Genomic DNA, 26,667 nt, shown 5'->3' with positions numbered 1-26,667 from the left:
CCTCAGCGGTGATCGTGCCGCTGAATGAAACGCAGGAGTGCGCGATGAGCTGGTATGATTTCGATTGGGTGGATGCGTTCAGCGATCAGGCCTTTGGTGGCAACGGCTGCGCAGTTGTGCATGAGGGTGCAAGGCTGTCGGACGCGGTTTGCATGGCATATGTGCGCGAGACTTCTCTTGTTGAATGCACTTTTACCGGGCCATCCGATATCGCTGATATCCGGGTCCGGTACTTCCTGGCCAGCCGGGAAATCCCATTTGCCGGGCACCCGACCATAGCAACCGTTGCAGCGATGCGATCACGGGGGTTGTTTCAGGGTGATGCTCTGACGCTTGAGACCGGAGCAGGGATTGTATCGATCAAACTGAAAGGTGATGACATCGAAATGACGCAGGTCGCCCCGCAATTCGGCGATCATGTGCCCGCAGATCTGGTTGCCGCCGCCATCAGCCTGCCGGAAGAGGTGGTAATTTCTCCACCGCAGTTCGTTTCAACCGGTCTGCCCTTTTGCATTACGGTCCTGCGCGATCACGAGGCGCTGCGCGCTGCCAAGCTGGATGTTGCTTTGCTCAGTCATATTACCGAAAAGGCCGGTTTCTCGGGGTCGGACATGGCTGAACCGTTTCTTGTAGCACTGAAAGGCGCAACGACTACGGGCGACACATTCTCGCGCCTGATGATGGCGCCCCCCAGCCCGCCCGAGGACCCGTTCACCGGATCGGCCACCGGTGCGATGGCGGCCTATCTCTGGAAACACGGACTGATGGACAAAGAGACATTCATCGCCGAACAGGGCCATGACATGGGCCGCCCCGGTCAGGCGACCGTGACACGCGTTGGACCTTCGGATGCGATGACGGGGATCAAAGTTGCCGGGCGCGGCCATGTCCTGATGCGCGGGCAGGTGAATTTGCCCGACTGAACCAGACCCGCACCTGCGAAAAAGGCCCTCAGAAATCTGAGGGCCTTTGATGTATTTTTTCGTCTTAAGTGATCAGGATGCTGCAATCAGCCCCATGCTTTCCAGCTTAAGCAGAACCTGATGTGCGCAGTTGTCAACCTCGACATTCTCGGTCTCGACGCGCAGCTCTGGGTCTTCAGGGGCGTCGTAAGGGTCGGAAATCCCCGTGAACTCTTTGATCTTGCCCTCACGTGCCAGTTTGTACAGACCCTTGCGGTCTCGGCGCTCGCATTCTTCAATGCTGGTCGCGACATGCACCTCGCAAAATGCACCGAATTGTTCGATTTCTTCACGCACAGCACGACGGGTAGTTGCGTAAGGCGCGATAGGAGCACAGATGGCAATACCGCCGTTCTTGGTTATCTCAGACGCGACATAACCGATGCGGCGGATGTTCAGATCGCGATGTTCCTTCGAAAAGCCCAGTTCAGAAGACAGGTTCTTACGCACGATATCCCCGTCCAGCAAGGTAACCGGACGATCCCCGGTCTCCATCAGCTTGACCATCAAGGCGTTGGCAATGGTGGATTTGCCCGAGCCTGAAAAACCGGTGAAAAATACGGTGAATCCCTGTTGCGAGCGCGGCGGGAAGCGGTTGCGCAGTTCCTGAACAACTTCGGGGAACGAAAACCAATCCGGAATCTCCAGCCCTTCGCGCAGACGGCGGCGCAGTTCAGTTCCCGAGATGTTGAGGATCGTGACGTTGTCCTTGTCCAGGATCTCGTCATTCGGCTCGTATTGCGCGCGTTCCTGCACGTAGACCATATGTTTGAAATCGACCATCTCGACGCCGATTTCGTCCTGATATTTTCGGAACAAGTCTTGCGCATCATAGGGGCCGTAGAAATCCTCACCGGCAGAGTTTTTGCCCGGACCTGCGTGGTCACGACCGACGATGAAATGGGTGCAGCCGTGGTTTGCGCGGATCAACCCGTGCCAGACTGCCTCGCGCGGGCCAGCCATGCGCATCGCAAGGTTCAACAGCGACATCGACGTAGTCGAGGCCGGATATTTATCCAACACGGCTTCGTAGCAACGCACGCGGGTGAAATGATCCACATCGCCCGGTTTGGTCATGCCAACCACGGGATGGATCAGCAAGTTGGCCTGTGCTTCTTTTGCGGCACGGAAGGTCAATTCCTGATGCGCGCGATGCAAAGGATTGCGGGTCTGGAATGCCACGATACGGCGCCAGCCCACTTTGCGGAAATAGGCGCGCAACTCGTTCGGCGTGTCGCGGCGGGCTTTGAAATCGTAATGCACGGGCTGCTGGATGCCAGTGACCGGGCCGCCCAGATAAACTTTGCCCGCTACATTGTGCAGGTAATTCACAGCCGGGTGCGCATCATCATCAGCACCAAAGACCTTTTCCGCCTCACGCGCCTTGTCTGGTGTCCAGCGGTCGGTCACGGTCATGGTGCCGAGGATCACGCCTTCCTGATCGCGCAGGGCAATGTCCTGCCCCAGCTCGATCGATGCGGCAAAATCCTCGTCAACATCCAAGGTGATCGGCATTGGCCAAAGTGTTCCATCGGCGAGGCGCATGTTTTCGACCACGTTGTCATAGTCCGCTTCGCTCAGGAAACCTTTGAGCGGATTGAACCCGCCGTTCATAAGCAGTTCCAGATCGCAAATCTGCCGGGGCTTAAGATCCCAGCTGGTCAGATCAGCGGCTTCTATCTTCAGTTTCTGCGCAGACTCGTAGGAAACATACAGTTCAGAGATAGGGGCCAGATTGCTTAACATCGTCATCGGAAAACTCTTATCGCAGTTCTGTTTGCATTTGTTTCAAGGGTGTTTGCAGGGCATGTGCCTCGGCCTGAGGGTGAAGTCCATAGACTTGCAAAAACTAAGGATGAAATGCGTGGTTTTTTCTCGAAATGGAACGGTTTTCTGTTTTTTGTTTCATGTTATTGAAAAAATCCCGCCGCTCAGGCTCATTAGGCGCATTCTCAGGCAATCTGTTCCAGCGGTGAGGTTTGCGACTCAAGGTCGGCTGCGTGCCTGACGGGCAGGGCAGGGACGGGTTCAGAGACACCGCGCAGGCTGAATTCCCGCAGATCGCGGGGATCACATTGTAACCCAGCCGCGTCCAAAACCTTGTCCGATACAAGGAGCTCAACCCCCAGTGCTTTGGTTTCAGCCTCCAAACGGCTGGCAACATTTACAGCGTCTCCGATGATCGTGCGTGGCGCGTGTTTAGCCGCTCCGATTTCGCCCAGCACAAGATCACCAAGATGTAGACCCATACCAATGCGCACAGGTTGGCTGCCTTCTGCTTGGAGCTGCTGGTTGAAACGCTCCAATGCGTGTCCGATCCCAGCCGCCGCCCTCAGACCGGCACTTGCCGAACTTGCGGCGTTGGCTGTTTCGAACATCGCCAGCAACCCATCGCCCATGTATTTGTCGACAACCCCGCCTTGTGCCGTGATTGCTGGGACAATTGCGTCAAAGAAACGATTCAACAGAAAAACGATATCATACGGCAATTGCCCCGTTGTGCGGGCGGTGAACCCGCGCATGTCCAGAAACAGAACCGCCAGCTGCCGTTCTTGCCCCTGGCTCGCATGCGCACGATCACGCGCGCCGTCGGGGCGGAAAACACGAAATACAGTGAGCGGGTCGGACGGCCGCATCTGGCAGGCCAGGCGGGTCCCCTCTGGCGCGCTGATCGCTTTCAGGCTGCGGGCTTCAACTTCGGTTGGTGGGTGCAACTGATCGGCGCCATCTTCAACCACAACGCGACAGGTCGTGCAGCGCCCCTTGCCGCCACACAGCGCGGTATGTGGGATGCCGTTTGCGCGCGACATCTCCAAAAGGGTCATGCCTTTCTCCGAAACAACTTCTGGACCGTTGACATAGCGCACCCGCACCGAATGCCGCCGCCGCCAAAGCTTGCGCCCGAGATAGACCAAGCCTGTTAGTGCAAGCGCGGCCCAGAATACCCACTGCGCATAGTCTGTGACGGAAAACAAAGACTGAAACTCTTCTTGCGAAGGCCAGTTATAGTATTCGACATACTGTTCTCGTAGATCGGGGTCGGCAAAATCGGCCCAGATACGCCGCCCCTCGGTCAGAAGGCCTGCGAAGGCGAAGCCCGGTACAAAGACGGCGAGACCGATCAGATATGGAACCATCGCGCGCCACCATGTGGTCAACCGTAACCACATGTGTAGCCCAATACATCCGTGGACCCACACCAGCAGAAGTAATAGGCTTTGGAACCAGATCGCGGTGCTGGGCCACATCAGAATGATGATGTAACCCATTTCATCATTCACCCCAAAAATCTCATGCGCGTATCGGGTCTGAACCAAATGTGAGATAAGCTGCAGCGGGATCAACAGGCCAAGAATAACCTGAAGCGCGACGCTGAAAGGCATTCTGAGCGTCCGGCGCTGCGCGAGTGAGATAAGCGCCAGTCCCATGTGCATCAGCAATGCGCCATATATCACGACGCTGCCGATCTCATTACGGCTGACAGCTTTACGTCCGCCCTGCATCCCGTGCAGCAAATCAGTGTGAAACAGACCAAGGCCGATATTGATGAAATGAAAGAACGCAAAGACAAACAGCACGAGGCCGCTTGCGATTCTGAGCCGGCTCATCCATCCGCCGCGCCAAAGAACGTTTTCCAAAAGCTCACCTGTTCTTCGCGTTACTATGGTTGATCCTGATACGGTGCCGGGTGCCGGTCAAGATAGGCGCGGTCACCTTTCGGGGAACCAGTCGCAGGGGGCACCTGCGGTTTGTATCATCTGGTGTTCTGCGTTGAACAACACCAAATGGCTCAGTTTAGGACGCGAGCGCGAACTGTATAGCAGTCCATCCGCGCCGTATGTGCGGGCCTTGTCCGAAAATCGCCATGTTGGAGAGGGTATGCCGGTTGCCCGCATGTCTTGCCAGACGATCGAGGCAGAAGGTTGCCCCCGCAAATCCAATACTTGCGCCTTGGATATTTTCAAGCGATGGATCGTCCGTGGAGGGTCGCACTGCGAGACATAGCGCCGAATGGCGATCCCGGCCCCTTCAGCGCTAAGCGACGCATAAAGCGCGAATTGGCCAGAATGATGAAACCGTCCTTCTGGGGCACGGGCCGATGAAAGCGGGTCACCCGATTGGGTGCGGAGCAGAATTCTCCAGACGAGGCCGGAGAATTCTGTAATCATCTTAGTCGTTCTCCGCCAAGAATCGTTCTGCATCCAGCGCGGCCATGCAGCCCATACCGGCGCTTGTCACAGCCTGACGGTATACGTGGTCGGTCAGGTCTCCGGCAGCAAAAACTCCCGGAACCGAAGTTTGCGTCGTGCCCGGCTTGGTCACGACGTAGCCACCCATGTGGGTTTCCAGCGTATCTTTGACCAGCTCATTTGCCGGAGCGTGGCCGATAGCGACAAATACGCCTTTGCACGGAATCTCCGTGATTTCGCCGGTCTTTACATTCTTGACCTTGACGCCTTCCACACCCAGTGGGGCATCGGTTCCGATCACCTCATCCAGTTCGTGAAACCAAAGCGGCTCGATCTTTTCGTTCTTGAACAGCCGATCCTGAAGGATCTTTTCAGCTCGCAACTCATCGCGGCGGTGGATCAGAGTGACTTTGCTTGCGAAGTTGGTCAGGAACAGCGCTTCTTCTACGGCAGTATTTCCGCCGCCGATCACAACGATTTCCTGACCGCGATAGAAGAAGCCGTCACAGGTGGCACAGGCTGATACGCCAAACCCTTTAAATTTCTCTTCCGAGGGAATGCCTAACCACTTGGCTCGTGCGCCCGTTGCCAGAATCACCGCGTCAGCGGTGTAGACGGTGCCACTGTCGCCTTTGGCTGTGAAGGGACGCTCGCTTAGATCGAGATCGCTGATGATATCGCCGATCACTTCGCATCCCATTGCCTTGGCGTGGTCCTGCATCCGAACCATCAGGTCTGGACCCTGAACCTCGGTGTCACCCGGCCAGTTTTCCACCTCGGTTGTGGTGGTCAGCTGCCCACCGGGTTCGATACCCTGCACCAGGATCGGTTCCAACATGGCCCGGCTTGCATAAACGCCCGCGGTGTATCCTGCAGGTCCCGACCCGATGATCAGAACCTTGGTGTGTCGTGTTTCGGCCATGGTATCCTCACTCAAACTGCCTCGGCGGACATGTTGTCCGGTGCGGATCGATATAGCGACCGCAGGGCAGGGCTTAAAGCCCCTTCATATTGCAGGTCCGTGATGTGCCTAATGATTGGCTTTGCGGCCAATTATGTATCTGAAATAACGAAAATTGCGTGGCTGTGAAATATTATTGCGCCTCCCGGGGCTGCTGATATAACAACTGAAAAACTCAGGAGCATTCGATGGTCACGACCCGGTTGGATGAAATCGACCGCAAAATTCTTGCGGAACTGCAGGCCGATGGCCGTATGACCAATGTTGAGCTTGCCAAGCGCGTAGGAATATCCGCTCCTCCTTGCCTGCGACGGGTGCGGACGCTGGAAGATTCGGGGTACATTCGCGGCTATCATGCCGAGGTGAACGCCCGCGAGCTTGGGTTTGAAGTGCAGGTCTTTGCCATGGTCGGACTTGAAAGTCAGGCCGAATCCGAACTCAGCGCCTTTGAAGACCGGTGTCGGGAATGGCCATTGGTTCGCGAATGCCACATGCTGAATGGCGAGGTTGATTTCATCCTGAAATGCGTCGCACCGGATCTCAGCAGTTTTCAGCAATTTCTGACAGGCGAGTTGCTGACCACGCCAAACGTGGCCAGCGTCAAGACTTCGCTTGTTATCCGAGGCGCAAAAGACGAGCCAGGCGTACCATTTGACGTACTGGAAGACCGGATGAACCGGACGGCCTGAACCTACCTCTTGTTTGATCCACAGGACAGGGTGGCAGCATCGCTGCCAGTGCAAGGGTTAAAACCCAACTCAGTAAAATCTGCATGATGCCCCACGCTTGCAGTAATAGTTAACCAGTTCACGCTGTCATAGCGTCAATTTCACCATCTCCGGCTCTTGGCAAGAGCAACGGCCCAAAATCATTCAACGATTCGATATGTGAGAATAGATTCAAATAGATCGAACGCAAAGAGTGACTGATCATTCGAACTGCGTTGATGCCCGGATGATAGGTCTCGAATTGCAGGCCATCGACCCGAATCACGGAATGTCGGGCGACACAGATATGAAACAGCTCGACCGGAGTCGGTGGCAGCGTTTCAATGATACCCATTCCATCCTGAAACTCACTGACGGGTGTCAGCATGGGCTGCCCGCCGTTCAAATGACGCATATGCGTAGGCGTACCCAGCAGACGTGCGGCGGGGCCCGTGATAACGCCCGACATCGGTTTTTGCATCCCGAACGTGTCGGCCATGATCCGCGTCAGTGGCCGGGTTCGCCCGCGCGTATCCTCGCGTCCGGGTATCAGCGTGACAGACCCTTTCCAAAGCACGGTTTCCGATGATCCGTCCTGAGTGAGGACATCATCACCCGGCAGCAGATCTTCGATCGCCATCTGGCCTTGCGGCGTCTCGACCAACGATCCGCGCGTGAACGCACAAAATGCATCTTCAAACATCGGCAAAGCTGGCGCGATATGGCGTGTCTGTGAAATATCCCCGTTTTTCAGCAGACTGCACACTTCATAGCGTCGAAGCTGTGCTTTTTGTTTTGTCGCGGGACGAGGCGCATCGCGCAATAGCGCTGACGTCTCGACCGCGTTTCTGGCAGCGCGGGCCAGAGAATTTGGAATAGTCATGGTATTCCGTCCCCTCTAAATTCCGTCCGACGGCTTGAACCCCCGTGCAATATCGCCGGACGACCTTGTTCTTTGTCTGTAATCAGATGGGTAAACACAGGCCGGTCGCCGCGAATGCACAGCGCCGCATCAGAAAACACCAGTGTTTTGGTCAAGTTCTTGACCCCCCAGACAAACTCGTAAACCGCAGGCTGCAATTGCCTGCACACACACGCTCCGAACCCTGGTCGCAGTCCTGATTGCGACCCCACACACCGGACCGGAGCTTCATCCGGTATGCGTTTGCCCTCTGAGACCGGCAGCTGGTCTCTTGGGGTTGCTGTGTCAGCGTCGCGCCGCCAGACGGCGTGCAACTCTGACTGAGTGACTTGAAACCCGCTTCCAGGGCATTTCTGGTTCTTGATCCCTGACAGCCGCAAAAACGGCGCTGAGAAAGCGTGATTTCGATTTCATATCCATTGTCCTGCTTCGATAGGGCGGTCGCCCTGTTCCCGTTTATGAAGCCAATGTGACGCTGATTTGCGGCGCCTATAAGGCTGATCCGGGTTGAATTGAGGACAAATTGAAGGTTTCAGGTACCTCTTAGTTGCTTCCGCCCATGCCATGACGACCCCACTTGGGGTAACCGTCTGTGCATTGGCGAAAATTTGAGACGATTCTGACTCTGATAAACACAAGAAATGTGGCAGAAACTGGGCAAAGCTGCCTTAATCTGGGCCAGATTTACAACCTGATAGCGGAAATCAATCTGCCGTAGTCGGCCTCTTTGGCATGGGTCGATCGCCGGTATGAATAAAACCTGTCGGGGTCGGAATAAGTGCAGTGACGGACCCACTCGGCCTGGCCGATACCAGCTTCGCGCAGACGATGCAGGCCAAAGGCGGGCAGGTCGAAATGCATCCGGTCACCTTTGCCATTTGCAAAAAAACGCGCGTTCTCTGGCGTGTCAGCAAGGAAGTCGTCCAGAAACTCTGAGCCGACCTCGTAAGCGCGTTGTGAAATCGTGGGGCCGATTACGGCAACTGTGTTATCCCGGCTGGCTCCCAGCGCTTCCATCGCGTCCAGTGTTGATTCCAGCACACCATCCAACGCGCCGCGCCAACCGGCATGTGCGGCCCCGATCACATTTGCGTCAGGATCCGCGAACAGCACTGGCTGACAATCAGCGGTTAAGATTGTAAGCGCCAAACCCGGCGTTGATGTGACAACCGCGTCAGCTTTGGGTTTGTCACCAGTCATCGGACCATCGACTGCAATCACGGTCGGCGAATGCACTTGATGCACACCGATCATCGCCTCAGGTGCCACTTCCATCGCGTCGGCGACGCGCCGACGGTTCAAAGCTACGGCCTCAGTCAAATCTGTCGACCCGGTTCCGCAGTTGAGTCCTTCGAAGATACCAGAAGATGCGCCACCGCGGCGGCTGAAGAACCCGTGTCGTACGGGGGACAGCATGTCTGAGGTAATGATTTCCAGTGTCATGGTTCCAGTCCCGGTGGCGGCGTGGCGTTTGGCGGATAAAGGCCCAGTACTTTGAACAGGTTTCCCATTTCGTCGGGGTGCGTCAACCGTCGATGTGCAGAGACGAGCGCCTCAAGCTGTGACCCGCTGAGAGGGGCGGCAAGCGATTGCGCGCGCGCAGTGATCCCGAGCCGTTCAAGAAACACCCCCTGCGGGGTCAGTTTTGTATATGCGCAGCCCGAAGCATGAGACGCCTTCGCCAAGACCTCAAAGTCGACATGTGTGGTCAGATCCGCCTGACCGGGCTGATCCAGGGGATCGACACGTTCATGCGCTTGCAACGCCTGCAAAGTGTCGCCAAGCGAGCGCCAGTCACCATAATCGATGATCAGCGCGGCTCCGCCGTTACGAGCGATCTGCCCGGCAACAGAGTACATAATGGAACTGGCAGCAGCGCACAGTTCTACCAGATCTCCGTCCTGCGTATCCTCGACACGTCCGCTGAGCGCAGCTTGTGCCGATTGCGCACCAAGACCGAACGCAAGCGATGCACCATTTTTGCCAACTAACCTCTCGCGCCAACCTTCGCCTTCGCGCAGGAACTGGCGGATGGGCAGGGCATCAAAGAACTCGTTTGCCACCAGAAACAAAGGAAGGTCTTCAAGATCAGAAATTGCCTCGATCCACTGAAGTTCATACCCTTGCAGTGCCTTGGCTTGTACGTCGCGCAAAACAGGTGAAGCTTCGAGTAACGCGATCTCGGCCGCTTTGTGAAAGCCAGGAACACTTTGAGTGGCGCGCAGGATGTCTGCCATCAGGGTGCCACGACCAGGGCCAAGCTCGGCCAGAACAAACTTTTCGGGTTTGCCTTGTACCAGCCAGCATTGCGCCAGACACAGTCCTATTAGCTCTCCGAACATCTGACTGATTTCAGGCGCTGTAATGAAATCGCCCTGAGCGCCCAGCGGATCGCGGGTTGTGTAGTATCCATGTTCCGGATGCATCAGACACTCGGTCATGTAGTCAGCGATGGTCATAGGGCCATCATTCTGGATGCGCAGGAGCAGACGATCCTTCAGGTTCATGATCTGCGTCGTGCCCGAAATGCCAACCAAAGGCCAAGTGCAATCATTGGTAGCGACAAGAGTTGCCCCATCGTCAATCCATATCCGCCAACATGCCACGCCAACCCTAGCGGATTCCCGGGCGATACAAATTGCGCATCGGGTTGACGGAAGAATTCGACAAAAAACCGCGATGCGCCGTAGCCAGCCAGAAATACGCCCATAACCAGACCTGGTTTTTGAAACGCGCCGCGCCGGTAGGCCAGCCATATCAGAATCGCCCCGAGGACCAGACCCTCGAGTGCTGCCTCATACAGTTGCGAAGGGTGGCGGGCGCACATCCCTGCAACAACGCCGGGACAATCTTGGGCCGTGGTTCCGGGAAAGATCACCGCCCATGGCAATTCACTGGGTCGACCCCAAAGCTCGGCATTAGTGAAATTCGCCAATCGTCCCAGCAACAACCCGGGCGGCACTGTGTAGGCAACCAGATCACCCAGCGAAAGAATCGGTGTAGCGTGGCGCCTGCCGAACAGATACGTGGCGATCACCACGCCCAACAGGCCGCCATGGAAGGCCATGCCACCCTGCCAAACCATCAGAATTTCCAGTGGATACGCAAAATAATATGCGGGTTGATAGAAAAGGACGAACCCCAATCGACCACCAAGAATTACACCCAGTATGATCCAGGTGACCAAATCCTCAAGCTGATCGGGTTGCATCGGTGGTGTGTCATCAGCCCAAAGCACAGGCCGCCTAAGCGCCATCAGCGCCATGCGCCAAGCAATCAGGATGCCGACGATATAGGCCAGCGCATACCACCTGAGCGCAAACTCCATCCCGAACAGAGAGATCGAGAAAATTTCGGGTGACAGATCGGGGAAATTCAAAACAGCCTGCATGTGCGTCTCATTGCCCGGGGTTTGCGTGGCAAGTCAACCTTGAGCCCGGGCCAATCTTTACCCATATAGAGAGCAATCGCGAAATCGGAGAAAGCCCATGCAAACCCGTAACAAGATTCTGGACGATATGTCTCAACTGATGACCAATGCCATGGGTGTGGCGCAGGGGGCACGAGAAGAGGCCGAGAATGCGATGAAATCCATGATGGACCGCTGGCTGGCCGACCGGGATTTCGTAACCCGTGAAGAATTTGATGCTGTGCGTGCCATGGCGCAGAAAGCGCGCGAAGAGAACGGTGCACTTGAACAGCGAATTGCCGCGCTCGAGGCGAAGCTGGACAAGTAACGTCCGCAGGAATTTAAGATTTTGGGTAAAAGCATCCGCCGCGCAATCCGAACTTGGATTGTGCGGTGTTGTGCATTTTGCCGCTCTGCAGAAATTTATCAAGACAAAGCTGCATCCAACGCCAATATTTTGATCGGCGTTGCCAACTGTCCACAACTTATTGCTGTTATCCCCAATAAATAGGGTTGCCAGAGCAGTGCTCACATCGCACCATATTTAGTACAGGCAGACTGGGGAAGCCCGGCTTGTAGAGCAGGCAACTAGCGCTGGGGCGCTGCCAGCCCCAAAATGCTAGAGATTAGTGAGGTGGCATTATGGCCCTTTCCGAGCAGTATCTCGAAGAAGACCTTCATCCGATCGACATTGTTGAACATCTTGCAGAACATCACGACTGGGATTTTGACCGGATCGGGGATGATCAGATTGCCATGGCTGTCGAAGGACAGTGGCGCACATATTCGATAACTTTGGCCTGGTCGAATTACGATGAAACGCTCCGCATGGTGTGTTCCTTTGAGATGGAGCCTCCGGCCGAGCGCGAAACCGAGCTTTATGAGCTACTGAACAAGATGAATGATCAGTGTTGGGCCGGGGCGTTTACCTACTGGGCCAATCAGAAATTGATGGTCTATCGCTATGGCTTGGTGCTGGCCGGTGGTCAGACGGCCAGCCCGGAACAGATCGATACCATGATCACCGCAGCGGTACTGAGCGCCGAGCGCTATTACCCCGCGATCCAACTGGTGACCTGGGGAAACCGAGACCCCGAAGAGGCGATGCAAGTCGCCATTGCAGAGGCCTACGGCCGCGCGTAAAGCTTTGCCCCGAACCATAGGGGAGGGGCAATCATGGATATCTCGCGAGTTGCGGAACAGGGGCTTGTGCTTCTGGGATGCGGCAAGATGGGCTCAGCGATGCTTGCAGGCTGGTTGGAACATGGCCTTCCTGCCGCATCGGTCTGGGTGATCGATCCATTTCCCTCGGATTGGCTGAAGGCGCAGGGCGTCAACATCAACACTCCTCTCCCCGAGGCACCCGCAGTTGTACTCGTAGCGGTCAAACCACAGATGATGGGCGAAGCCCTGCCAGCCATTCAAGCGCTGGGTAATGGTGACAGTCTTTTCATATCGGTCGCAGCGGGTACATCGCTGGCCACTTTCGAGAACGTCATTGGGGCAGATACGCCGATCATCCGTGCGATGCCAAATACGCCTGCGGCGGTTCGGCAGGGGATCACTGCGCTGATTGGGAATGCCAACACCTCGGACGCGGATATCCTACTGGCTGAAGACCTGCTTTCGGCCATTGGTGAGACGGTTCGATTGGATGATGAGACGCAGATGGATGCCGTCACCGGGGTCAGCGGTTCGGGCCCGGCCTATGTATTCCACCTGATCGAAACACTGGCGCAAGCTGGCGAAGCGCATGGTCTGCCACCGGAACTGGCGTTGAAGTTGGCCAAATCAACCGTCGCCGGGGCAGGAGCGTTGGCGATGGCCGCTGACGAACACCCCTCGCAATTGCGAGTTAACGTCACCTCTCCCAACGGCACCACTCAGGCCGCACTGGAGGTGTTGATGCATGAAGAAGAGGGTTTCCCAGACCTGCTACATCGTGCCGTCAAAGCTGCAACCGACCGATCTAAGGAGTTGTCTCGTGAGTGAGATTTCATTCGACGAATTTCTCAAAGTCGACATTCGTGTAGGTGAGGTGATACGCGCCGAGCCGTACCCGGAGGCCCGCAAGCCCGCGATCAAGCTGTGGGTCGATTTTGGCGATGAGATCGGTGAGCGCAAAACTTCAGCCCAGATCACCGCGCACTACGATCCGGCGACGCTGGTGGGCAAGCAGGTGATGGCCGTGGTCAACTTTCCCCCGCGCCAAATCGGTAAATTCATGTCCGAGGTTTTGGTGTTGGGTCTTCCCGACGAAAACGGTGAGATCGTGTTGATAGGCCCCGATGGCGCTGTGCCCATCGGTGGAAGGATGCATTGATGAAACTGCTGATTGCCCGACCGATGACTTCGGATGTGCAAGTGCGCGCCCGTGCCGAATTCGATGTGGAAATCCGCAGTGAAACCACGCCTCTGACGCATGAAGAAATGTTGCGGGCGCTGACTGAATTTGACGTCGTGGTCCCAACGTTGGGCGATCAGTTCGTGGCAGAGATCTTTGCTCAGGTGCCAGAGCCTCGCTGTAAACTGCTGGCAAATTTCGGAGTTGGTTACAATCATATCGACGTGGATGCCGCACATGCTGCCGGAGTCGCGGTTACCAACACGCCGGGTGCCGTCACCGATGCCACCGCCGATATTGCCATGACTCTGTTGCTGACGACGGCCCGCCGTGCAGGCGAGGGAGAACGGTTGGTCAGGTCAGGCCAGTGGCAGGGGTGGCATCCGACACAGATGCTGGGCCACCACGTGACCGGCAAAAAGGTGGGCATCGTTGGAATGGGCCGCATAGGACAGGCTATTGCTCGGAGGTGTCATTTCGGATTTGAAATGGCCGTCGCCTATCAATCACGCAGTCCAAAACAGCTGGACTTCCAAGCAGAGTACATCCCTGAACTCAATGCATTGGCTGCGGCAGTGGATTTTCTTGTCATAGCCGTCCCCGGAGGAGTTAAAACACGACACTTGGTCAACGCGCAGATTTTGGCTTCGATGAAGCCCTCTGGCATTGTGATAAACATTGCGCGCGGTGAAGTTGTGGACGAAGCCGCCTTAATCCAAGCGCTTCATGCGGGTCGGATTGCTGGCGCTGGGCTGGATGTCTACGAGTTGGAGCCCAAGGTGCCGCAGGCCCTGTGTGACATGGAAAATGTGACTCTGCTGCCCCACCTCGGCACCGCGACCGAAGAGGTGCGCACCGATATGGGTCAAATGGCATTGGACAACGTCGCGGCGTTCGTGGCCGGGCGAGCGCTGCCCAACCCGGTTTAGGAACCCACCGCCTCGCGCCAGTGTTTGCGGCAGAGCGAGACATAAGTCTCGTTCCCGCCAATCTGGACCTGCGCACCTTCAGTGATGGCGTTTCCGTTTTCATCCTGACGAATCACCATCGTCGCCTTGCGCCCGCATTCGCAGATGGTGCGTACTTCGCGCATCTCATCGGCCAGAGCCAACAATGCTGCCGACCCGGGGAATAGTTTACCCTGAAAATCCACCCGCAACCCGTAGGTCAACACTGGGACCTTCAGATCATCTACGGCGCGCGCAAGTTGCCAGACCTGCTCTTCCGAAAGAAACTGGGCTTCATCAATGAATACGCAGGCGATGCCTCCTTGTGTCAGGCGGTTTTCGATCATGGCAAACACATTGTCGTCGGGACGAAACCTGTCCGCTCGTTCCGAGATTCCGATTCTTGATGCGATCCGCCCCTCACCGGCGCGTCCGTCAATGGCGGCTGTCATCAGGTAGGTATCCATGCCGCGTTCGCGATAGTTATGCGAGGCCTGTAGCAACACGGTCGATTTGCCCGCGTTCATAGTCGAATAGTTGAAATAGAGCTTTGCCATGCCGTGGGTCTAATTCGCATGTGCTGCCTGGGCAAGACGTCTCATGGGGGTAAATCGACGCCACCATCGCTACAGCTGAGGTTGAGCAAATGCTCTTGGGGATGGATTACCTCGCCTTCGCGACAGCGGCGTCTTCGGCCTACAAGTGGCCTATACAATGCAAGGCTAAAATCCTGCCCCGCATACACTCTTTACCGGCTCGAACAGCCGCCACTCACTCACAAAATCCCTGCATATCTGAGGGATAGTCAATTATTGCCATTTCAATTATGAATCGAATATGGGAAATTTCCCTACCCTTTCCCCCAGCATGGACAGGCAGAGGGGGCAGGGCGCAGGTAACAAGGGTAGCAAAATGGCAGATATCGGGGCCTATCTGAAAAAGCATACCGAAGCATTGGTTAAGGATGTCGGAATCGAAGCAGCGTGCGAGATCACCGGGAAATCCAAAGCCACGCTTGGCAGGTACTATTCAGACAACGCAGAACATTCTGACCGGTTCATGCCGGTGGATGCTGTTGCCCGGTTGGAAAACGCGGCTGCCTATCCGCACGTGACTGCGGCATTGGCGGATTTGAAGAATATCACGCTTTCTTACGATGGACGAAACTCGGACAGCCCACGTACGGGCGGGGTAAATTCCGATGTCATTGCGCTGAGCCAACGTTTTGCCATGCTGATGACGGAATACCAGTCGGCGATAGAAGATGGCATCATCACGGTGAACGAGGCGAAGCGGCTGCTGAAAGAAACCAGTATGCTGCAACAGGTTCTGATCGAAATGAAGCTGCATCTGGAAGAGGAAAGCGTCAGTTAAGGTGTCATGTCCCTGTACTGAATTGTTGTGAATGCGCAAAATAAAGGCGGCCCATGTGCCGCCTTTTTGTTTGTCTGCCGGGCAGATTAATATTCAGCGTTCATCATTGTTGGCGTTCTTGCCGCGCCCGGGGCTTGCCCCCTCTGGTCCGTTGCCGCCACCGTTATTGCCTTTGGCACCGCCTTTGCCTGGCTTGTCACCACCGTCGTGGCCACCTTTACCACCGCCTTTGCCGGGCTTGTCACCACCGCCGTGACCGCCTTTACCACCGCCTTTGCCGGGCTTTTCACCACCGCCGTGACCGCCTTTGCCGCCGCCTTTGCCGGGTTTGTCACCTCCGCCGTGGCCACCTTTGCCACCGCCCTTACCGCCGCCATCGCCAGGACTGCTTCCACCATCACCCGGATCACCGTTGCCGCCGGAACTCCCGTCGCTGTTGCCTGAGCTACCGCCGCCGTTGCCCGAGCTTCCGTTTTCACTCGAGCCAACGGAATTGGAGGATGGATCTCTGCTGCGCTCTTCACCGGCATTGGTGTTGGAAATCGACGCAGTGGGCAGATCGCTCAACAACTGAGTCAGACCGGGGCATTGCGCCGAAGTGTTCTGCAGGATCGAAGCAAAATCAGAACGATTTTGCAGATGTGATACAAACCCTCGCGTTACCTGCGAACAGCTGCAGAGCGTGTCAAAATCGCCTTCATTGGCGGCAACACGCGCGGTGTTGACTGTACAGGTTTGCGGTTCTGCGATTGCCGCGCCGGTCGCCATGACCCCAATGAAAGGTGCGGCGACCAAGGCGGCCAGTCCAACGCGAGTATTATTTCCCATAACAGCGGGCTCCCATAACTACATCACTCGGATGCACAGGGCATCCGGGTTTCGATGTGTCGGTCAGAGATGAAGGAGCGGTTGAGCCCGTCTGAATAATTCTTGAGAAAGCGGTTTGGTCTTGCAGCGATTCCAGCAGCGCAGATAAGGCGCGCGCTTATTGATACCGTTTGACGATCACAGAACCCACCGAATACCCGGCCCCGAACGAGCAAATCAGGCCCACATCGCCCGCATCCAGATCATCGGAATGCTTTGAGAAGGCGATAATCGACCCGGCGGATGAGGTATTGGCGTAGTCTTGCAGAATGTTGGGTTGCTCACCCGGTTCTGGCTCACGCCCCAGAACCTTCTTACCGATGAAGTCGTTCATCGTCTTGTTGGCCTGATGCAGCCAGAGGCGTTTTAGATCATCACTACTGATGCCCTCTGCCTCCATGTGGTCGCTGATATGTTTGCTGACCATGGGCAGGACCTCTTTGAACACCTTGCGACCATTCTGCATGAACTGCATGTCGCGGCGATCCACCAGACCATCGGGGCGCGAACGGCGGAGGAAGCCGTTGTTGTTGCGGATATTGTTGGAAAACGCAGTTGCGCACCGGGTCGATACTATCTCGAAATGTGGGCCTTGGGCGTCTTCGATCCGCTCGATCAGAGTAGCGGTCGCGACATCGCCAAATATGAAATGGCAATCCCGGTCGCGCCACTCAAGATGACCCGAGCAGATCTCGGGGTTGACGACCAGCGCCGCTCGGACCGAGCCCGAGCGCACCATATCCGCCGCCGCCTGAATGCCGAATGTGGCCGAGGAACAGGCCACGTTCATGTCAAACCCGAATCCGCTGATCCCCAATGCCTGCTGAATCTCGATGGCAATTGCAGGATAGGCACGTTCATGGTTCGAAGCGGCGCAGATCACCAAATCGACATCCTCGGCGCTGCGCCCCGCTTGTGCTAGCGCCTTAAGGCACGCATCCACCGCCATCTCGGTCATGATCCCAGGCTCGTCGTCGCTACGCTGGCGCAGCGCGGGATGCATGATCTCGGGGTTCAAAACACCGGTCTTGTCCATCACATACCGGTTTTCGATCCCTGATGCCTTCAGGATGAACTCTTCCGAGGAATGCTGCATCGGTTCCATGTCGCCCGCTGCAATCGCATCCGCGTTTTCGACGTTCATCCGGTCGGCATAGGCATTGAACGCTTCCACCAGTTCGGCGTTGGTTATGATGTTTTCTGGTGTATAGACACCGGTCCCGGTGATGGCAGGAGTGTACATGGCTGGCCCTGAGTTCATGATCTGCACAAAATGCAGTCCCTATTCGTATTGATCAAGATGTGTTGACCCAAGGGAATGCATCGCCCCTCGCTTCATAACTTGAATAGTTCAAAATTCGAAGTATATTTCGCCGCGACTCGCACGGAAAAGAATCATGTCAGACGATATCAGCATGCGGTTAGGACGCCTCAGCCCTGAGATTCAGGCGATGATGGGGGTCTACGCGCTTTATTGGAAACTGGAAGAGAGCTTTGACAGCATCGAAACAGACCTGAGCCATCAGGAATGCCACATGCTAATCAAGCTCGATGTGCCCAAACGTATGGGAGTGCTGGCCGCAGATATGTTGACAGTGCCGTCAACGATTACGGCGACCGCCGATGCACTTGAACTGGCGGGGCACCTGACCCGACAGCGTGATCCTGAAGACCGTCGCGCCTGGCTTTTGGTGCTGACCGAACAGGGCGAAGAGGCCCGCAATATGCTGGTGGCCGTGGCGGGTGAGCTTTTCCACAGCGCATCGGGTCTGAACACCGAAGAAACCGCCGAGTTCGCACGGCTGGCTCACAAAATCCGTGACAACATTCTGAAAACCGGAATTCCCGAGGGATTGACGAAATGAAACTTCTGACCTCTGTTTGCCTCGCACTGTCCTTGTTGACTGCGCCTGCCGTGGCGCAAGAGCCTGCCAAGCCTGTGAAACTGATGCAGGTAAGCGAAACCTCTCCCGGCTTTTCGCGCCAATTCTTTGGTCGGATCGCCGCTCGTCAGACCGTTGATCTGGCGTTTCAGGTCGCAGGGCAGATCGTTGAGATGCCTGTGACCGAAGGCTTTGTAATCCCAAAGGGTGAGTTGATTGCCCGCCTCGATCAGGAACCGTTCGAACTGCAGCGCGACCGGACGCGCTTGCAAAAAGATCAGGCGGATCGAACACTCGCCCGCCTGTCGCGTCTGCGTGGAACCGCAGCCAGCCAGGTTGCCGTCGATGATGCCGAAACAGCTGCGCAACTGGCTGCGATTGCGGTTCGAGATGCAGAATATGAGTTGGAACATGCGACGCTGACCGCTCCGTTCGACGCGCTGGTTTCAAGCCGTGCAGTTGAGGCGTTTACAACTGTTTCTGCGGGTACTCCGATCGTGCGGATTCACGATATGTCTGAACTGCGTATTGAGGTGGATGTGCCCGAAATCCTATTTCAGCGGTCCGGACAGCAGGACGACATCACGATTACTGCCAAGTTCCCTGTCAGCGATGAGATCTTTCCGCTGGAAATAAGGGAATTCGATGCTGAATCATCAAGCGTGGGCCAGACCTTTCGCATCCAGTTCGGTTTGACACCGCCCGAGGGATTGCAGATTCTTCCCGGTTCCTCCGTGACCGTCACGGTGCAGGTGCAGGATGAACGCACCGGTATCATCATCCCGCCAACGGCTGTAGTTGCTGATGCCAGCGGCGCGCTGGGCGTTCTGGTCTTCTCGCCGGCTGGCGCCGACGAAGGCACCGTCCGCCGGGTTCCCGTAACTGTTGAACCTACGCAGAGCGGCGATGTCCGCGTGCTCACCGGCCTGATGGATGGAGACGAAATCGTCGTCGCCGGTGGGGGTGCATTGTCCGATGGTCAAACTGTCCGCCGCTTTGTCGGCTTCTCGAACTGAGGGCGGTTTCATGAGCATCGCACGCGCTTCGATCGACCGGCCTCTCTATACGTGGCTGTTCATCCTGATCGCCCTGTTCGGCGGCATTTGGGGTTTCACGTCGCTAGGTCGCCTTGAAGACCCGGCCTTCACCATCAAACAGGCGGTGATCGCCACGCAATATCCCGGTGCCACTGCCGAACAGGTGGCGCTGGAGGTGTCAGAACCGTTGGAATCTGCCATTCAGCAGATGGGCGAGGTGGATGTCATCACCTCGGTCAACCAGCCGGGACAGTCGCTGATCGAGGTTGAGATTAAATCCACCTATGACGGCAGTGAGTTGCCCGACATCTGGACCCGTCTGCGCGCCAAGGTGCGCGATGCAGCACGCGGTCTGCCTTCGGGCGTGGGTGCGCCTTATGTGAATGACGGGTTCGGGGATGTGTTTGGCCTGTTCTATGCCGTTACGGCAGACGGGTTTTCTGACGCCGAGAAGCACGAACTGGCGACCTTCCTTCGCCGCGAATTGCTGACGGTAAGCGGTGTTGCAGATGTCGAGGTTCAGGGCTTGCCGGATGAGGCGATCTTTATTGAGCCGGACCTGTCGATCTCGGTCAATCAGAACGTCCCGCTGCAGGCGATCAACGAAGCTATCGCAAACGCGGACTCGGTCAACGCCTCGGGTTCGCTGCGATCCAGTAGTGACCGCACCACGATCTTGACGGCCGAGGGCTCGGACAGCGTATCGGCGATCGCCGGCCTGTCAGTTGGATCGCAGGGGCAGGTGATCAATCTGTTTGATATGTCTGATGTCTATCGCGGGCGGCAGAATGATCCCGATATCATGATCCGATTCAACGGCGCTGAAGCTTTCACGCTGGGCATCGCTGGGCTTGCCACTGAAAACATCGTCGAAGTCGGGCAGCGTGCAGATGCCAAACTGGCCGAACTGGATTCCGAAATCCCCTTTGGTGTCGAAATCCTGCCCATCTATCAGCAGCATGTTGTTGTCGATGAGGCCTCGAACGCCTTCCTGCTGAACCTCGCCATGTCAGTCAGCATCGTGGTCGCGGTTCTGGGCATTTTCATGGGCTGGCGCGCGGCCATCGTCGTGGGTTCCACACTGTTGCTGACCGTTGTGGGTACTTTGCTCTTCATGTCGATGTTCTCGATCGAGATGGAACGGATCTCGCTGGGCGCTCTGATCATCGCCATGGGGATGCTGGTCGACAACGCCATCGTGGTGGCCGAAGGAATGCAGATTTCGATGTTGCGGGGAAAATCCTCGCGCGATGCTGCGGAAGAGGTTGCGTCAAAAACGCAGATCCCACTTCTGGGCGCGACGGTGATCGGGATCATGGCTTTCGCCGGGATCGGGCTCAGTCCTGACGCGACCGGGGAATTCCTGTTCTCGTTATTTGCCGTGATCGGCATTTCACTACTGCTGAGCTGGGTTCTGGCCATCACGGTGACACCTTTGCTTGGGCACTATTTCTTCAAGCAGGGCAAAGTGGGTGAGGTGGATGCCTATGGCGGCATCCTGTTCCGCGTCTACGGTGCAATCTTGAACTGGGCGCTTCGGTTCCGATGGCTGGTAGTGGCCGGGTTGATCGGGGTCACAGTCGTCTGTTTTGCGGGCTTTGGACTGATGAAACAGCAATTCTTCCCAAACTCGAACACGCCGTTGTTCTTCGTGCACTACAAGCTGCCACAAGGCACGCCGATCGCCCGCACGGCGGAAGATATGGCCGTATTCGAGGACTGGCTGGCCGAACGTGATGACGTCGTCTCGGTTGCCACATTCGTCGGGCAGGGTGCCACGCGGTTCATGTTGACCTACGCTGCCGAGAAGCCAAACCCAAGCTATGGACATATGATCATCCGCACCGAGGCTTTGGACGATATTCCTGCCTTGCAAGCCGATCTTGAGGAGTTCGGTTCGGCCCAGTTCCCCGAAGGCGAATTCCGCACCAAACGCTTGATTTTTGGTCCCGGTGGCGGCGATCCAATCCAGGCTCGGTTCTCGGGTAGTGATCCGGTTGTTCTGCGTCAACTGGCCGAAGAAGCGGTACAGCGCATGTCAGCCGCATCTCCGAATGCGCTGCATGTGCATCACGACTGGCGTGAGCAGGAATTGGCCGTGCAGCCGATCTATGCCACCGAGCGCGCCCAAACAGCAGGCGTATCGCGCGAAGACATTGCGGCTACGTTGCAGTTTTCGACCGATGGCATCACGGGCGGCGTTTTGCGCGAGCGCGACCGCCAGATACCGATCATCTTGCGCCGCCCGGCGGATGGAGACTATTCGATCGTCGATCAGGTAGTTTACTCCGATCAGTCGGAACGTTTCGTTCCAATCGAGCAGATGGTGGACGGCTTCGACTACAAGGCGCTCAATACGCTGGTTCATCGCCGTGACCGGGTGTTGACCATCACTGTTGGCGCGGACATCCCCCCTGACATGACCGCCGCGCAGGTCCACTCCGAAGTACGCAGTGCCATTGAAGCGATGGAACTGCCGATCGGCTATCGTATGGAATGGGGGGGCGAGTTCGAGGATTCAGGCGACGCTCAGGCCAGCCTTGGGCGGCAGTTGCCGCTGAGCTTGCTGATTATGGTGTTGATTTCCGTATTGCTGTTCAATGCAATCCGGCAACCGGTCATTATCTGGCTATTGGTCCCGATGTCCGTAAATGGCGTGGTTATCGGTCTGCTTGGAACAGGTCTGCCCTTCACCTTCACAGCGCTATTGGGGCTGTTAAGTCTCTCAGGCATGCTGATCAAGAACGGCATCGTACTGGTCGAAGAAATCGATCTGGTCCGCGCTACTGGTAAAGCCCTGCGTCCTGCGATTGTTGAGGCCTCTGTCTCGCGTCTGCGCCCGGTAATGTTGGCGGCGATCACGACGATTCTGGGGATGGCACCGCTTCTGACGGATGCGTTCTTTGTGTCCATGGCAGTCACAATCATGGGCGGTCTGGCCTTTGCCACGATCCTGACCATGGTTGCCGCACCTGTCTTCTACATGTTGTTTTTCAACCGTGAAGAAAAGCGACGTCTGGCTGCTGGTTGATCATCCGCCCGAATCCTCCTTTGGATCAAAATGGTAATAAAAACAGGATAGCTTGTTGCCATCGGGGTCGCGCAGATAGGCCACATAGAATCCGGGCTCGTAATGGGGGCGGACACCAGGTTTGCCTTCATCTGCACCGCCGTTTTTCAAACCCGTGGCATGGAAACGCCGGACCTGATCGGCACTTCTGGCGGGAAAGGCGATCATCGTGCCATTGCCGGTACTGGCGGGGGCTCCGTCAAAAGGTTTGCAGATCCAAAACCCGGTGCCGCTGTCGGGGTCGGAACCCCATCCGGCCCAGCCATCAATCCAACCGGGCAGGCGCGGCTGGCCAAGAACCGCGAAGATCGCATCATAAAAGCGGATGGCACGAGGCAGGTCGTTGCTTCCGTATGTGGTGTAGAGGTCCATGAGCACTCCTTCCCCGCCCATCATGTGGGCGATGGGCAAGGAGGGGAAGAAAAAAGACCCCGGCCGAGGCCGGGGTCCATTCATTCATATCGTTGCCGGGGCTTAGCCCTGCAGCGATTTCACCTCAACATCGCCTTCGGCCTGCGCCTTGATCGCCAGCGCGGCGGCATAGCTTGCTGCGGCTGTGGTGTAATAGGGGATCTTGTCATACAGCGCGATCGACCGGATTGATCGGCTGTCTTCCACCGCCTGTGCGCCTTCGGTCGAGTTCATGACCAGCTGCACGCCGCCGTCCTTCATCAGGTCGGTCACATCCGGGCGGCCTTCGTACACTTTGTTGACCACGCCGCACGGCACACTTTCTTCAGTCAGCCAGGCTTGTGTGCCGCGGGTCGCAACAAGCTCAAAGCCTTGCTCAACCAGAACACGCGCTGCTTCGAGCATATCCGGCCCTTTGTCCGCATCCTTGATCGAGATAAACGCACGACCTGCGCTGGGCAGCACCATACCGGCCCCCATTTGTGCTTTCAGGAAAGCGCGCGGGAAGTCGCGATCCCAGCCCATGACTTCTCCGGTCGAACGCATTTCAGGGCCCAGGATGGTGTCAACGCCGGGGAAGCGGGCGAAAGGCAAAACGGCTTCTTTCACCGAGAACCACGGCATGTCGGGATCGGCCAGCGTCATCTGGTCGGCGATTTTGGTGTCATCGACCGTTTTGTAAGGGGGGCGTTTCGGGAAGTTCGCCAGTTTCTCACCGGCCATTACACGCGCAGCGATAGAGGCAATGGCGCTGTCAGTGGCTTTAGCCACAAAAGGCACGGTGCGGCTGGCACGAGGGTTGACCTCAATCAGGTAAATCTCGTCATCCTTGATGGCGAACTGCACGTTCATCAGGCCGACGACATTCAGCGCCTTGGCCAGCTTGAACGCCTGATCCTTAATCTCTTCGATGATCTCTTTCGACAGCGAATAAGGCGGCAGCGAACAGGCCGAGTCGCCCGAGTGCACGCCGGCCTCTTCGATGTGCTGCATGATGCCTGCAACATGCACGTCGTTACCGTCGCACAGCGCGTCCACGTCCAGTTCGACCGCACCGGCCAGATAGCTGTCCAGAAGAACCGGGCTGTCGCCGGATACCACTACGGCCTCATTGATGTAGCGGCGTAGCTGATCCATATCTCGCACGATTTCCATCGCGCGGCCGCCCAGAACATAGGAGGGGCGGATGACCAGCGGGAAGCCGATATCTTCGGCAATCTCCAGCGCCTTTTCGTCGGTCGAGGCGATGCCGTTCTTGGGCTGCTTCAGGCCCAGTTCATTGACCAGCGCCTGGAAACGCTCACGATCTTCAGCGAGGTCGATCGCGTCGGGCGTGGTACCGAGGATCGGGATACCTTCAGCCTCCAACGCATTGGCCAGTTTCAGCGGGGTCTGCCCGCCAAACTGAACGATCACTCCATGCAGCGTACCGGCTTCCTGTTCCTTCGTCAGGATTTCCATGACGTGTTCGAAGGTCAGCGGCTCGAAATACAAACGGTCCGAGGTGTCATAGTCCGTTGAGACCGTCTCGGGGTTGCAGTTGACCATGATGGTCTCATATCCGGCTTCGGTCAGCGCGAAACAGGCGTGGCAGCAGCAGTAATCGAACTCGATGCCCTGGCCGATCCGGTTCGGACCACCACCAAGGATGACGACCTTTTTGCGGTCGCTTGGACGTGCCTCGCATTCGACCTCACCCATCATCGGGGCTTCGTAGGTCGAATACATATAGGGGGTCTGCGCCTCGAACTCAGCCGCACAGGTGTCGATGCGTTTGAAGACGGCGTTCACACCCAGATTGCGGCGGGCGCGGCGAACATTGTCTTCGTCGCGGCCGGTCAGGTTGCCCAGACGCGCGTCGGTGAAGCCCATCATTTTCAGCCTGCGGATACCGTCTTCGGTTACCGGCAAGCCGTCTTTACGCACGGTGCGCTCGGCCTCGATGATCTCGCGAATGCGAGCCAGGAACCATGGGTCGAACTTGGTGACACCGAAAATCTCATCGTCGGTCAGACCGTGACGCATAGACTGCGCGATTGTGCGCAGACGATCGGGGGTCTGCTGGCTGATTGCTTTGATCACGGCGGCCTTGTCGTCGGCTTCTTCCCATACTCCGACGTTCAGACCGGGGATTTCGATCTCATCAAAGCCTGTCAGACCCGACTCCATCGAGGCCAGAGCCTTTTGCATCGATTCGTGAATGGTGCGGCCGATGGACATGGCCTCACCCACCGACTTCATGGCGGTGGTCAGATAGGGTTCCGAACCGGGGAATTTCTCAAAGGCAAATTTCGGGATTTTGGTGACAACATAGTCGATGGTCGGCTCGAACGAGGCCGGGGTGACCTTGGTGATGTCATTGTCCAGCTCGTCCAGCGTGTACCCAACGGCCAGTTTTGCGGCGATCTTGGCAATCGGGAAACCGGTCGCCTTCGAGGCCAGCGCAGAAGAGCGCGATACACGCGGATTCATCTCGATCACTACCATGCGGCCATCTACCGGGTTGATCGCCCATTGCACGTTCGAGCCGCCGGTTTCGACGCCGATTTCGCGCAGCACGGCAATCGAGTGATTGCGCATGATCTGGTATTCTTTGTCGGTCAGCGTCAGGGCAGGGGCCACGGTGATCGAGTCACCGGTATGCACGCCCATCGGGTCGACGTTTTCGATGGAACACACGATGATGGCGTTGTCAGCGGTGTCGCGCACCACCTCCATCTCGTATTCTTTCCACCCCAGAAGACTTTCATCGATCAGGATCTGACCGACGGGGGACGCATCCATACCCGAGCGGCAAATATGGATATAATCCTCGCGGTTATATGCGACACCGCCGCCGGTGCCGCCCAGCGTAAAGGCGGGGCGGATGATGGCGGGCAAACCAACTGTTTCGAGGGTTTCAAGCGCCAGTGCCACACCGGCGTCGAGATCTTTCTTGCCGTTCTCATCCTTGGGGGCCGTCACGATCTCGGCCTTGGGGTTTTCGATGCCCAACCTATCCATCGCCTCGCGGAACAGGGCGCGGTCTTCGGCCATTTCGATCGCGTCTCGCTTGGCGCCGATCATCTCGACGTTGAACTTATCCAGCACGCCCATCTCTTCCAGCGCCAGCGAGGTGTTCAGGCCGGTCTGTCCGCCCATAGTGGGCAGTAGGGCATCGGGGCGTTCTTTTTCGATGATCTTGGCGACAACCTCGGGCGTGATCGGCTCGATATAGGTCGCATCGGCTAGTCCCGGGTCGGTCATGATCGTTGCCGGGTTCGAGTTCACCAGAATGACCCGATAGCCTTCCTCGCGCAGCGCCTTACACGCCTGAGCGCCGGAATAGTCGAACTCGCAGGCCTGACCGATAACAATGGGGCCTGCCCCGATGATCATGATCGACTGGATGTCGGTTCTTCTCGGCATGGCTTGGCCCCTTCAATTGTCCGCGAGTCAGGGCACCGCCCCAGCGCCCAAATTGTCCTGCGTTATAGGGACCGCGCGAAAAGGTGCAAGAGGTATCGGAAACGGGTTTGAAATTGCCGCTTTCCCCTCTTTCCCTTGGCGCGCTATTCTCTATACCGCGCAGCACGGCAAATGA

Annotated in this window: 24 protein-coding genes; 11 read left to right on the top strand and 13 right to left on the bottom strand. The window is 56.9% G+C overall.

Annotated features, from left to right (window positions below):
• The first annotated feature begins 44 nt into the window (after positions 1-44).
• Positions 45-923, top strand: coding sequence for a PhzF family phenazine biosynthesis protein (locus ACR0I1_RS13400; RefSeq protein WP_480706878.1), 879 nt, complete (start codon positions 45-47; stop codon positions 921-923).
• A 72-nt stretch (positions 924-995) separates the two neighbouring features.
• Here the strand turns inward: ACR0I1_RS13400 and ACR0I1_RS13395 are convergent, their stop codons facing one another.
• The 4 genes from ACR0I1_RS13395 to trxB all read right to left on the bottom strand — a co-directional run bounded on the left by ACR0I1_RS13395 (position 996) and on the right by trxB (position 6,074).
• Positions 996-2,714, bottom strand: a complete 1,719-nt coding sequence (locus tag ACR0I1_RS13395) for a bifunctional sulfate adenylyltransferase/adenylylsulfate kinase (RefSeq protein WP_170801983.1) — start codon at positions 2,712-2,714, stop codon at positions 996-998.
• 200 nt (positions 2,715-2,914) lie between these two features.
• Complete coding sequence (locus tag ACR0I1_RS13390; protein WP_480706876.1) at positions 2,915-4,570, bottom strand: adenylate/guanylate cyclase domain-containing protein; 1,656 nt, start codon at positions 4,568-4,570, stop codon at positions 2,915-2,917.
• 102 nt (positions 4,571-4,672) lie between these two features.
• Entirely contained in the window at positions 4,673-5,131 is a 459-nt protein-coding gene (locus ACR0I1_RS13385; RefSeq protein WP_170594577.1) for an RES family NAD+ phosphorylase, read from the bottom strand.
• A 1-nt stretch (position 5,132) separates the two neighbouring features.
• Positions 5,133-6,074, bottom strand: a complete 942-nt coding sequence (gene trxB, locus ACR0I1_RS13380; RefSeq protein WP_170401816.1) for a thioredoxin-disulfide reductase — start codon at positions 6,072-6,074, stop codon at positions 5,133-5,135.
• Positions 6,075-6,301: 227 nt separating this feature from the next.
• On the opposite strand from trxB, the gene ACR0I1_RS13375 reads away from it, so the two are divergent.
• Positions 6,302-6,802: an Lrp/AsnC family transcriptional regulator gene (locus ACR0I1_RS13375; protein WP_170392385.1), complete on the top strand. Its 501-nt coding sequence runs from the start codon at positions 6,302-6,304 to the stop codon at positions 6,800-6,802.
• 118 nt (positions 6,803-6,920) lie between these two features.
• Here ACR0I1_RS13375 and ACR0I1_RS13370 read toward each other — a convergent pair whose 3' ends face one another.
• From ACR0I1_RS13370 to lgt, 4 genes are all read right to left on the bottom strand, one after another.
• The gene (locus ACR0I1_RS13370) at positions 6,921-7,703 is read right to left on the bottom strand and encodes a Hint domain-containing protein (RefSeq protein ID WP_170392383.1); all 783 of its coding nucleotides are present in this window, start codon (positions 7,701-7,703) and stop codon (positions 6,921-6,923) included.
• A 723-nt stretch (positions 7,704-8,426) separates the two neighbouring features.
• Entirely contained in the window at positions 8,427-9,185 is a 759-nt protein-coding gene (gene pgeF, locus ACR0I1_RS13365; RefSeq protein ID WP_480614963.1) for a peptidoglycan editing factor PgeF, read from the bottom strand.
• On the bottom strand, positions 9,182-10,249 hold the full coding sequence (locus ACR0I1_RS13360) for a class I SAM-dependent methyltransferase (protein WP_480706873.1): 1,068 nt from the start codon (positions 10,247-10,249) through the stop codon (positions 9,182-9,184). Before ACR0I1_RS13360 ends, pgeF begins: the two co-directional genes overlap by 4 nt.
• The gene (gene lgt, locus ACR0I1_RS13355) at positions 10,246-11,133 is read right to left on the bottom strand and encodes a prolipoprotein diacylglyceryl transferase (RefSeq protein WP_170401806.1); all 888 of its coding nucleotides are present in this window, start codon (positions 11,131-11,133) and stop codon (positions 10,246-10,248) included. Before lgt ends, ACR0I1_RS13360 begins: the two co-directional genes overlap by 4 nt.
• Positions 11,134-11,230: 97 nt before the next feature.
• Here lgt and ACR0I1_RS13350 point away from each other — a divergent pair, with 97 nt between their 5' ends.
• From ACR0I1_RS13350 to ACR0I1_RS13330, 5 genes are all read left to right on the top strand, one after another.
• Positions 11,231-11,479, top strand: a complete 249-nt coding sequence (locus ACR0I1_RS13350) for an accessory factor UbiK family protein (RefSeq protein ID WP_170512483.1) — start codon at positions 11,231-11,233, stop codon at positions 11,477-11,479.
• Positions 11,480-11,793: 314 nt separating this feature from the next.
• The gene (locus ACR0I1_RS13345) at positions 11,794-12,294 is read left to right on the top strand and encodes a type III secretion system chaperone family protein (RefSeq protein ID WP_010441802.1); all 501 of its coding nucleotides are present in this window, start codon (positions 11,794-11,796) and stop codon (positions 12,292-12,294) included.
• Between the two features lie 33 nt (positions 12,295-12,327).
• Entirely contained in the window at positions 12,328-13,143 is an 816-nt protein-coding gene (gene proC, locus ACR0I1_RS13340; protein ID WP_480706871.1) for a pyrroline-5-carboxylate reductase, read from the top strand.
• The gene (locus ACR0I1_RS13335) at positions 13,136-13,474 is read left to right on the top strand and encodes a tRNA-binding protein (RefSeq protein ID WP_170392371.1); all 339 of its coding nucleotides are present in this window, start codon (positions 13,136-13,138) and stop codon (positions 13,472-13,474) included. Before proC ends, ACR0I1_RS13335 begins: the two co-directional genes overlap by 8 nt.
• Positions 13,474-14,424: a 2-hydroxyacid dehydrogenase gene (locus ACR0I1_RS13330; RefSeq protein WP_480706869.1), complete on the top strand. Its 951-nt coding sequence runs from the start codon at positions 13,474-13,476 to the stop codon at positions 14,422-14,424. Before ACR0I1_RS13335 ends, ACR0I1_RS13330 begins: the two co-directional genes overlap by 1 nt.
• Here ACR0I1_RS13330 and ACR0I1_RS13325 read toward each other — a convergent pair.
• Positions 14,421-14,999, bottom strand: a complete 579-nt coding sequence (locus ACR0I1_RS13325) for a thymidine kinase (protein WP_480706867.1) — start codon at positions 14,997-14,999, stop codon at positions 14,421-14,423. The genes ACR0I1_RS13330 and ACR0I1_RS13325 overlap by 4 nt on opposite strands.
• Positions 15,000-15,354: 355 nt before the next feature.
• On the opposite strand from ACR0I1_RS13325, the gene ACR0I1_RS13320 reads away from it, so the two are divergent.
• Positions 15,355-15,816: a hypothetical protein gene (locus ACR0I1_RS13320; RefSeq protein ID WP_170392365.1), complete on the top strand. Its 462-nt coding sequence runs from the start codon at positions 15,355-15,357 to the stop codon at positions 15,814-15,816.
• Between the two features lie 93 nt (positions 15,817-15,909).
• On the opposite strand, the gene ACR0I1_RS13315 is transcribed toward ACR0I1_RS13320, so the two are convergent.
• Together ACR0I1_RS13315 and ACR0I1_RS13310 are read right to left on the bottom strand one after the other, a co-directional pair.
• The gene (locus ACR0I1_RS13315; protein WP_480706865.1) at positions 15,910-16,644 is read right to left on the bottom strand and encodes a hypothetical protein; all 735 of its coding nucleotides are present in this window, start codon (positions 16,642-16,644) and stop codon (positions 15,910-15,912) included.
• Positions 16,645-16,801: 157 nt separating this feature from the next.
• Complete coding sequence (locus ACR0I1_RS13310) at positions 16,802-17,926, bottom strand: beta-ketoacyl-ACP synthase III (RefSeq protein WP_170594595.1); 1,125 nt, start codon at positions 17,924-17,926, stop codon at positions 16,802-16,804.
• A gap of 154 nt (positions 17,927-18,080) precedes the next feature.
• Between ACR0I1_RS13310 and ACR0I1_RS13305 the strand changes: the two genes are divergently transcribed.
• From ACR0I1_RS13305 to ACR0I1_RS13295, 3 genes are read left to right on the top strand one after another with little or no spacing between them, the layout of a single operon-like run.
• A complete protein-coding gene (locus ACR0I1_RS13305; RefSeq protein ID WP_170420601.1) occupies positions 18,081-18,548 on the top strand; it encodes a MarR family winged helix-turn-helix transcriptional regulator in 468 nt (155 codons plus the stop codon).
• The gene (locus ACR0I1_RS13300) at positions 18,545-19,582 is read left to right on the top strand and encodes an efflux RND transporter periplasmic adaptor subunit (protein ID WP_480706863.1); all 1,038 of its coding nucleotides are present in this window, start codon (positions 18,545-18,547) and stop codon (positions 19,580-19,582) included. The genes ACR0I1_RS13305 and ACR0I1_RS13300 overlap by 4 nt, the downstream gene beginning before the upstream one ends.
• Positions 19,583-19,592: 10 nt before the next feature.
• Positions 19,593-22,634 (top strand): efflux RND transporter permease subunit, encoded by a 3,042-nt coding sequence (locus ACR0I1_RS13295; protein WP_480706861.1) that lies wholly within the window; start codon positions 19,593-19,595, stop codon positions 22,632-22,634.
• Here the strand turns inward: ACR0I1_RS13295 and ACR0I1_RS13290 are convergent, their stop codons facing one another.
• Positions 22,635-23,045, bottom strand: a complete 411-nt coding sequence (locus tag ACR0I1_RS13290; RefSeq protein WP_170609480.1) for a VOC family protein — start codon at positions 23,043-23,045, stop codon at positions 22,635-22,637. It abuts the gene before it with no gap.
• Positions 23,046-23,147: 102 nt separating this feature from the next.
• Positions 23,148-26,492, bottom strand: a complete 3,345-nt coding sequence (carB, locus tag ACR0I1_RS13285; RefSeq protein ID WP_480706859.1) for a carbamoyl-phosphate synthase large subunit — start codon at positions 26,490-26,492, stop codon at positions 23,148-23,150.
• Positions 26,493-26,667: the final 175 nt, after the last annotated feature.

The organism is Ruegeria sp. B11 (assembly GCF_056539785.1).
This window is presented reverse-complemented; position numbering and strand designations above follow the sequence as displayed.